Source organism: Coprococcus intestinihominis (assembly GCF_040096555.1).
Taxonomy (GTDB): Bacteria; Bacillota; Clostridia; order Lachnospirales; family Lachnospiraceae; genus Coprococcus_A; species Coprococcus_A intestinihominis.
Genome location: NZ_JBBMEK010000135.1, coordinates 1 through 8,636, shown reverse-complemented (window position 1 = coordinate 8,636; position 8,636 = coordinate 1). Strand labels below are relative to the sequence as shown.

Annotated in this window: 9 protein-coding genes; all 9 read left to right on the top strand. The window is 43.3% G+C overall.

Annotated features, from left to right (window positions below):
* Positions 1 to 74 precede the first annotated feature (74 nt).
* The 9 genes from WMO25_RS10840 to WMO25_RS10800 all read left to right on the top strand — a co-directional run bounded on the left by WMO25_RS10840 (position 75) and on the right by WMO25_RS10800 (position 8,391).
* Entirely contained in the window at positions 75 to 1,028 is a 954-nt protein-coding gene (locus WMO25_RS10840; protein ID WP_116441969.1) for a hypothetical protein, read from the top strand.
* The gene (locus WMO25_RS10835) at positions 1,029 to 1,448 is read left to right on the top strand and encodes a hypothetical protein (protein ID WP_117854510.1); all 420 of its coding nucleotides are present in this window, start codon (positions 1,029 to 1,031) and stop codon (positions 1,446 to 1,448) included.
* 10 nt (positions 1,449 to 1,458) lie between these two features.
* Complete coding sequence (locus tag WMO25_RS10830) at positions 1,459 to 2,622, top strand: PcfB family protein (protein ID WP_195956100.1); 1,164 nt, start codon at positions 1,459 to 1,461, stop codon at positions 2,620 to 2,622.
* A 42-nt stretch (positions 2,623 to 2,664) separates the two neighbouring features.
* Entirely contained in the window at positions 2,665 to 4,746 is a 2,082-nt protein-coding gene (locus WMO25_RS10825; protein ID WP_192926713.1) for a VirD4-like conjugal transfer protein, CD1115 family, read from the top strand.
* Positions 4,747 to 4,857: 111 nt separating this feature from the next.
* The gene (locus WMO25_RS10820) at positions 4,858 to 5,196 is read left to right on the top strand and encodes a hypothetical protein (protein ID WP_021651237.1); all 339 of its coding nucleotides are present in this window, start codon (positions 4,858 to 4,860) and stop codon (positions 5,194 to 5,196) included.
* Positions 5,197 to 5,243: 47 nt separating this feature from the next.
* Positions 5,244 to 6,080, top strand: a complete 837-nt coding sequence (locus WMO25_RS10815; protein ID WP_025577460.1) for a VirB6/TrbL-like conjugal transfer protein, CD1112 family — start codon at positions 5,244 to 5,246, stop codon at positions 6,078 to 6,080.
* A 12-nt stretch (positions 6,081 to 6,092) separates the two neighbouring features.
* Complete coding sequence (locus tag WMO25_RS10810; RefSeq protein WP_287643034.1) at positions 6,093 to 7,037, top strand: DNA-methyltransferase; 945 nt, start codon at positions 6,093 to 6,095, stop codon at positions 7,035 to 7,037.
* Positions 7,038 to 7,054: 17 nt separating this feature from the next.
* Positions 7,055 to 7,867 (top strand): DUF4313 domain-containing protein, encoded by an 813-nt coding sequence (locus WMO25_RS10805; RefSeq protein ID WP_195956098.1) that lies wholly within the window; start codon positions 7,055 to 7,057, stop codon positions 7,865 to 7,867.
* Between the two features lie 23 nt (positions 7,868 to 7,890).
* Positions 7,891 to 8,391 carry a PrgI family protein gene (locus WMO25_RS10800; protein WP_055056111.1) on the top strand — a complete coding sequence of 167 codons (501 nt, stop codon included), beginning with the start codon at positions 7,891 to 7,893 and terminating at the stop codon, positions 8,389 to 8,391.
* Positions 8,392 to 8,636 lie beyond the last annotated feature (245 nt).

Below are 8,636 nucleotides of genomic sequence, written 5' to 3'. Positions count from 1 at the left end.
AAGAAAAGTTGGAAGCACAGCAGAAGGAAAAGAATAGGAAACCGTCTGCGAGGGGCAGAGGAAAAGGAGGGTAAATGACAGTAGAAGGACAACGGTATCTGGAAGAATGCCGGAAAGTTTTAAAAGAAGAACAGATGGACGCAGTTTCTATGGGGCTGGATTTTGGTCTTCCTGTTTCGGATATCCAGAAGGTAGTTAAGAGTAACCAGGAAGCCCCGGTGATGAAAGCAATCATCATAGGGCTTATGGAAGGGATTGGGGAAATCGACTTTTTATGTGAAGGAAATTATAACCAGTTCCAGGTACGGGAAATCGTAGAGGGCTTAAAAAACGGGCTGGATCTGGAAGAGGTGAAAACCTATGCTGGAAATGAACTGCCGGCCAGCCGTATGCGGACCATGCGGATACAACTGGAAGAGTCAAAGGCAAAAAAAGAAGTTCCGAAAGATGAAGAAATGCGTTCTTATATGAAAAATCTTATGGGGATCATGGAACAATCCATTCAGCAGTTTCGGGAAAGCAATGACCGTTTTACAGCCTTGTCCTCTCTGGTAAAGGAGCATGTTGTTGAAGAGAAAAACCAGGAGATTAAAGACCTGTATGAGAACCTGCAATATAAAGATAAAAACATACAGGAATTAAAAGAAAAGCTGGCAAAGAAAGAGCAGGAAATTCAGGATCTGAAAAAAGAAGCAGAAAAATACAGGGAAAAAACAGAAGCTGCTTCCAGGGAAACAAAAGTGGTATTGGAAGAAAAAAGCATACAAACAGCGGAAGGGCTACAAAAAAGTAAGCACCGGCTGCTTGGGATTGCCATGCTTGGGAAAAAAGTACCCAAAAGTGTTGTGGAGAAAATTCTGGAATATAACCTGTCCGCAGAACAGTTGGAAGAAATCCGCCAGTGCGTAGAAAGTGGGCTGGCAGATGCAGAAATTCTTCAGGTGATGGAGAACAGCCCTTCACCAGAGAGAATGAAAAAAATGCGGGAAATTATCCTTTTGATGCGGAAACGGAAGGCGGGTGTGTAAATGGCAGAACTTGAACATGTGGTAAAAACATTTTCCCTTTTGGAAACTGCCGAAAAGGAACAGCCCTTTCTTACCAGGGAGCAGAAACAGGATTTGTACCGTATTGCTTTTCATAAGGAGTCTATGGAAGAGGTAGAAAAAATTATTTTGCAGTTACAGGCGCCTCATGCAGGAAAGGAAGAAAAAGAGCGTATTCTTTATCATTACCTTGAACCGTTTTTTCAGGTTCCGGAAAATATTTTGCAGATTGAGAATTATATTTTTCAGCTTCAGTATATGACCTATGAAAAGGAAAAAGCAAACCACATGCTGGAGGCTCTCTTAAAACAGGAAAATATCCAGTATGACCTGGAAGCCATGCTTACAGAAGGAAAAATAAAGGCGGCTGTTCCAGTAAAAAAGGACAGGGCAATGGGATAGGAGGGAGCGCATGAGTGAAATACAAGATGCGGCGCAGATTATTAAAGTTTCCTTTGAAGGCGCAGAAATCATTCTGAAAATGGGAAATACAGGCTGGCAGTTTGTAAAAGATATTTGTGCGGTATTTAAAAAAGTTCTGGATCAGGAAAAACTGTCAGGGAAAACTTCTGTACAAAAGCTCCTGAAAATGGGAGGCGATTTACAGGTTTTCCGTTTTGAAACAAAAGACCTGGAGCGGGTAAAAGCCCTGGCAAATAAGTATGGGATTTTATATTCCATTTTGCCGGATTTAAATGAGAAGGACGGTATGAGTGAAATTTTGTTCCATTCCCAGGCAGCGCCCCGTATTCAGTCCATGATGGCAAAAATTGAACATTCCAATATTGGGACGTTAGATGAATACTATGAAAATGCAGAGCCGGATAAGGTAGAGCAGTTGGTAGAAGAAGTAAAAAAGCCTGCCCTGCCGGAGCCGAAGGAGTGTGAACTGGTTGCGCGGGAGCTGGCGAAAAACCAGGTGGAGAAGATCAGTAATGTCCGTTCCCGTCTGAATATGACCTGGCTTCAGATCTGGCCGATTATCTGCTACATGGAAGAACAGGGGATTTTGGAAAAAGGGAAGGAAGGTACGGTGACACTGACCAGGACACCGGAACAGGTTGAAGAATTGGTAGATTCCCAGCAGTGGAAACAGTTGTTTGGGGAAGAGGAAGCCAAAAGACGCAGCACTGGAAGCAGCCAGGAAACAGAAGAAAAGATGCAGGTCATTCGGCGTATCCAAAAGGAGAAACGGAACAATCCAGGTGTGAATGCCATTACCATAGACCAGAAGCTGGTATATGAAGAAACAGAGCATCATATCAAAACCAGGATTCCGTACCGTAAGAATGAATTTATCTGGCTGGATAAATCGGAAATTAGCTGGATTAATGACCATAAGACGATTTTTGCAGGATTGGAAAAGAAGAAGGAGTATGCAATTTTAGACCTGGAGGACCGTTTTCTTAGAAAAACTTCGGGGGAAGATTTATATAGGGAAAGCTATGACCCGGTACACAGGGAACGTGCCAGACAGGAGCAGGAAAAGATACGCAGAAGAAGGGAGCAGAATTACAGGAAGGCACAACAGAACCTGGAAGCAGGGAGAAGAACCATACAGGGGCAAAGGAGGTAGAGAACCGGAGCAATTCAGAAAAAGAAGAAACAGTCCTGGGGCATGTATCTTATTGGTGGCATAGCTTCCGGCTATGGAGGTTATCTCTTGAACGTGTGTTATCAGCCCGGAAAGGATATCAATTATTTTTTAAACCGTCTGGATCAGGTGATGGCAGCCCCGTTTGCCAATTATTGGAACGAAACTTCCTTAAAAGCAATCATTCTGGGGATTTTTGTATATGTGATCGGTATGGTCATGTATGTAACCAGCCGGAAAAACTATATGCCGGGACAGGAATTTGGTACCGCTGTTTTTGCAGATCCGAAAAAGGTGGCAAAGCAGTTTGCGGATAAAGATGAACACAATAATCTGATCTTATCCCAGAATGTCAGGCTGTCCATGAATACCAGAAAGACCAGGAGAAACCTAAATGTCCTGGTAATCGGAGGAAGCGGCGCTGGAAAAACCTTGTTCATGGTGAAACCCAATCTCCTTCAGTTAAGCAGGGCTTCCCAGATCATTACAGATCCCAAAGGGGAGATTTTAAGATGCTGCGGAGGTATGCTGAAAGCGCATGGATACCGGATACGGGTGCTGAACCTGGTGGAAATGGAGCAGTCTAACGGATATAACCCATTCCGCTATATCCGCTCTGAAACAGATATTGTAAAACTGGTTACTAACCTGATCAATAATACCACTCCGAAAAACGCACAGCCCAGTGATCCATTCTGGGAGAAAGCCGAGTCTTTGTACTTGCAGGCCATTTTTCTTTATGTGTGGCAGGAGTGTGAAATGGAGAAAAGGAATTTCCGTATGGTTTTGCAGCTCTTGAATGAGGCAGAAGTCCATGCAGACGGTTCCCCTTCTGATTTAGACCGGCGTTTCCGCAGACTGGAGAGAAAAAAGGGAAGCAACCACCCTGCTTTAATCCAGTATAATAAAGTGGTACGGGGTGCCGGAGATACGGTAAGGAGTATCATCATTTCCGCAAATGCAAGGCTGGGATTGTTACAGAACCCACAAATTTTGCGGATTCTGGATCATGATGAAATGGAGATTGAGGAGATTGGGATTGGTGTTGACGGGGACAGAAACCGGAAGACTGCACTTTTTTGTGTAACGCCGGATTCGGATAAGAGTTATGCCTTTTTAATTGGTATGCTTTATTCCCAGATTTTCCAGGAATTGTATTACCAGGCAGACTTCCATTATAATGGAAAACTTCCCATTAACGTGAATTTCATGCTGGACGAATTTGCCAACGTGCCATTGCCAGATGACTACTGCAGCCTCCTTAGTACCATGCGTTCCAGGAATATTTCATGTACCATTTTTATCCAAAACCTTGCCCAGATCAAGGCTTTGTTTGAGAAAACCTGGGAAACCATACCGGGTAATTGTGATTCTCTGGTATATCTTGGTGGGAATGAACAGTCCACGCATAAGTATATCAGTGAGTCCCTGGGAAAAGGAACCATTGATAAAAAAAGCAGTGGGGAAACCAAAGGCCGGCAAGGGAGCAGTTCCCGGAATTATGATGTGCTGGGGCGTGAGCTTTTGACACCGGACGAAACCCGAAAGCTGGATAACTCAGAGTGTATTTTGTTAATCAGGGGTTGTGATCCTATTATTGATAAGAAATACAATACTTTTGCACACTCCAGATTTTCGGAAACAGAAGATGGCGGGGCTGCGCCTTATATCCATGACAGAATGGCTGCCCAAAAACAGGCGGTACAGATTTTAAGTGAAGAATCCCTGGATTATTATAAGAAGAAAAAGGAACAGGGAGAAGATGTTCAGATTGTGGAACTGTCTTTTGATGAAATTTTTTCTTATGAGCCTATTCCTAAGAAGATTTTTTCGGAGGAAGAGCTGAAAGAGAACCAGAAGAAGAGAACGGTAGAGGAGGTGAGGCCGCCGAAGAAAACGGAAAAACCGGTACAGACAGAGGAAGAAAAACTTTCTGAATTATTAGAAAGCCATGTTTATAATGAGGAACAGTTGGGAGAAATCATGCTTGCCATTGGTGCTGGAATTTCGTATGATAAAATCCTTCAAATGGCAGATACAAAAAACAGTGCTGAAAAGATGAAGGAAATCCGTAAAAAATTTACAAAAGAAACAGCCTCGGATTAAAGAAGGCAGATTTTTGGAAACCTGTAGTTTTTGCATTACGCAGGGCAGGTTTTCAAAAATCTGTCTTTTTGCGTAATGCGGTATCAATCACATGAAAAGGAGTAAAAAGATATGAAGATCAAAGAGGTTATCAGAAAGAAACAGAACCGCTTGAAAAAATCTCTACTGGGAGTCCTGGCAGTAAGCGCTGCCACTGTTTCCCTGTTCCCCCAGACTGTCATGGCTTCCGGGGTAAGTGACGTAACACAGCCGCTTATGAATTTAAAGACACTGGTGATCAGTATTATCGGTGCGGTGGGTGTGATTATCCTGGCAAAAAACGTGATGGAATTTGCACAGGCTTACCAACAGCAGGACAGTTCTTCTATGAACAGTGCCATTAAAGGAATTGTTGCAGGGCTTATTATGGCAGCCATTTCCTCCGTTCTTACTTTCCTGGGAATTAGCTAAAACCATTCTTCTTTTTGAGATAAGCAGATAAGAAGAGAGGTGAAGTGATGTTTAATTTAGGAGAGGCGATCCTTGCACTTTTGGAAATCGTGTTTGGATTTTGGAATAACCAGGTCAGCCTCGTATTTGAACTTTTAGGACAGTCCCCTACCGGGTTCAAAGGAGGCGGGCCCTGGGGGATCATTGAAGGGATTGAACCCCTTTTTGTTGGGATAGGCTCTGCCCTGGTAGTCCTTTTTTTCGTCATTGGGTTTTGTGCAGAGTCGGTAGATATCCGGGAAGAAATTCGGTTTGAAGCAATCCTCCGTATGTTTATCCGGGTTGCCATTGCACAGTGGCTGGTATCTTATAACATTACCATTATGAAAGCCCTGTTTACTTCCTGTGGAAACCTGGTGGGGCATTTGGGGCAAAACCAGAGTGTGGAGTTATCCATTGACCCGGCGCAGGCAGAAGTGATCAAAGATTTGGGATTTGGAACCAGTATCGTGTTCCTGATACTTGCTGTTTTCCTGTCTTTAATCGTTATTATCTGTGGTTTCTTCCTGCTGTACAATGTTTATTTCCGCTTTTTGAAAATTATGGTAATTGTACCTTTTGGGGCGATTGCCAGCAGTACCCTGGCTGGAAACCGGGGGCTTAGCAATACCTTTGTAGCCTATATGAAATATTTTATCAGTGTCGTTTTTGAGGCAGTCACAATGGCGCTGGCAATCCTTTTGTGTAACCAGTTTATTTCCTCCGGACTTCCGACCTTTACCGGAGATTATGAGGACTGGGCCAAAACCCTGATTTATTTGGGGGAAATGACCTTTACGGTTGCGCTGACGGTAGGCACTGTAAAAGGAGCGCAGAACCTGACTTCCAGGGCACTGGGATTGTAGGAGGAAAGGATTGTGCAGGAAAAAGGGATACAGATGACACTATTTGAATATTTTCAGGACGCAGAATGCTTCAGCCTTAAAGAAGCAGTGGCTTGTGTAGAACAGGTAAAAGAGGTAAAAGAACCCAGTATCCGGGCAAGAATTTATGAGGGAATAGAAAAGGGGCTTTTTTCCAGGATAGCCAAAGGAGTCTATACGGTTACCAAAGAACAGGACGGAGAAGAGGTAACTTGTATGCTGGTTCAGGGAAATGGAAGGGATTTGAGCTTTTTAAAAGATAACAGTATAGATGCCATTATTACAGACCATGCTTATGACCTGAAAAAAAGCCTGAAAGGGGGAAACCGGGATTTTGCCGCCTATGAATGTTTTCAATATACGCAGGAAGACTTTGATGAAAAATACCGGGTGTTGAAAAAAGGGTGTTTTCTGGTAGAGTTCATGCCGGAAGAAAATGGGGAAAATTATGAACACCTCTATCAGATGAAAAAAATGGCGAAAGAAGCAGGACTTGAATATTATGCAAAAGTCGCCTGGAAAAAAGGAAATTTCGTTGCCAATACGGGAAGAAAATCTAAAAATACGGAAGAGATTGCATTTTTTACGAAAGGAAAAGCCAGGAATTTACGCCCAGATGCGAAAAAGGATAAGGCGGAGCCAGGAATATCCCACTATATGTCAGGCGCCAGGGGAATGCTTCCAACGGTCTTTGACATTGAACCGCCAGGGAAAAACTCCCGTATTCATCAGGCAGAAAAACCAGTGCAACTTTTGCAGCAGATCCTTGGATTTGTAACAGAAGAAAAGGAGTGGGTACTGGATCAGTTTGCAGGTTCGTTTTCCCTGGGGGAAGCAGCACTTTTAAATGAACGGAATGCAATCTGCATTGAAATTAATGAAGAATATTTTGAAAAGGGAAAAGAAAGGCTTCTGTCTGCAAAGAGCAGGAGCCGGTAAGAAGGGAGGATATGTAAATGGAACAGGAAGAAAAACTCAGCCTGGATTTTGGCAATGGGGAGATCTATGAGGTCTGGCTGGAAGTTGCAACTTATCCGGCTGATAAAAACATCAAAGTTTGTGTGTTTACGGAAAAAGAGGAAGAGATATGGAAACTTTTTGAATTGACCACAGATATGGGAATTCCGCTGGAAAAGAACCAGACCTTTTTGCTCCCAGGCTATGATCTGGAGCAGATCGTAGAATTTGTCAAAAAAAACGGGCTTGGACAGTTAAAAGAAGAAATTTGCTGTTCTGGTTGTATGGAATATCCACTGTTTGAATTTCAGGAAGAAACTTTAAAGAAATTAGACCCGGAGGGATATGCAGCCTATGAGCAGGCATACCAGGAACGGGGAGAAGTAAAAAATCCAGAATTTCAAAAGGAAATCAAAACAGCAGATTTTCAATGGGCGTATGGAACCGAAGAACTGGCATTGCGGGTAGATTATTACGCAATGAACCAGAACCTTTATGTGGAACTGTATAGTAAGGAAGATGGGGCGTGGGAACCGTTTTCAGATTTGACCGTAAACCTTCCCGGATATTGCCTGGAACCTGGAACTGCCTGTATCAGCGGTGATTTTAGTAAGGAAAATATCCAATTTATTCAGGAGCATGGACTGGGAACTTTGCTTCCCTGGAAGGCACAATCCGGTATGGGGCAGTACGCGGTGGTGAAATTTCATCTGGAGGAGCTGCGTAAGTTTGACCAGGCTGGGGTTGCCGCCTTTTGCAATCAACATGGATTACAGAAAACCATGCAGGAAGAGCGAAGACAGAGCAGATAAAAAACAGATACAGGAGGTTATGTATGGAGATTGAATTAAGTGAGGACCTACAGCATTATAAAGAATCCCTGGTTCTAGGACTTACAGCAAAACAGTTTTTGTTTTCGGCATTGGCATTGGGCGTAGGAACTGGGATTGTCCTGCTTTTGTATGAAAAAATCGGGATTACTTTGAGCTGTTATGTGGCAACCCCTTTTGTTGTACCTCTGGCACTGACTGGGTTTTATAACTATCATGGGCTGACATTCTGGCAGTTTGCAGGGAAGATGATTTATTTTTCCTTTTTTAACCGCCCTTTGGTGTATGGCTCTACGGAATCGGTGCAGGAACTGAAACAGATTTATATGGAAACCCGTCAGGAAGAAGAACGGGAAGTACAGCAAAGGAAAAAGGAACAGAAAAAAGAGAAGAAAGGTGGTGATGTCAACGTGGTGAAAAAGAAGGCAATCCGTATGGGAATCGTAACGGTAGTGATGATTGTACTTGGTGCGGCAGCAGCGGTGTGGTATAAGATGTACCGTTGACCAGAATATTCAATCAAGGCGTGAAATAGCGCCTGCTCTCCATTTCAGGAGAGGGATACACAGACATGTAGCGGCAGATGGAAGCTGCTGTGTTTGTGGTCCCATCTGCCTGAAAGGAGGAAATTAGAGATTGTCAATTTTTTCAGATAAGTTTGACCAGTTAAAAAAAGCAGATAAAGCAGTAAAATCCCCGAAATATCTTCAGGAAGTCATGGGGATTGGGAGAATTGCAGAAAATGGCATTT

Excerpts from the sequence above, each read along its gene's own strand:
- WMO25_RS10830 (WP_195956100.1), top strand. The coding sequence starts at position 1,459 with ATGAGTGAAATACAAGATGCGGCGCAGATTATTAAAGTTTCCTTTGAA.
- WMO25_RS10805 (WP_195956098.1), top strand. The coding sequence starts at position 7,055 with ATGGAACAGGAAGAAAAACTCAGCCTGGATTTTGGCAATGGGGAGATC.
- WMO25_RS10835 (WP_117854510.1), top strand. The coding sequence starts at position 1,029 with ATGGCAGAACTTGAACATGTGGTAAAAACATTTTCCCTTTTGGAAACT.
- WMO25_RS10825 (WP_192926713.1), top strand. The coding sequence starts at position 2,665 with ATGTATCTTATTGGTGGCATAGCTTCCGGCTATGGAGGTTATCTCTTG.
- WMO25_RS10800 (WP_055056111.1), top strand. The coding sequence starts at position 7,891 with ATGGAGATTGAATTAAGTGAGGACCTACAGCATTATAAAGAATCCCTG.
- WMO25_RS10820 (WP_021651237.1), top strand. The coding sequence starts at position 4,858 with ATGAAGATCAAAGAGGTTATCAGAAAGAAACAGAACCGCTTGAAAAAA.
- WMO25_RS10815 (WP_025577460.1), top strand. The coding sequence starts at position 5,244 with ATGTTTAATTTAGGAGAGGCGATCCTTGCACTTTTGGAAATCGTGTTT.
- WMO25_RS10840 (WP_116441969.1), top strand. The coding sequence starts at position 75 with ATGACAGTAGAAGGACAACGGTATCTGGAAGAATGCCGGAAAGTTTTA.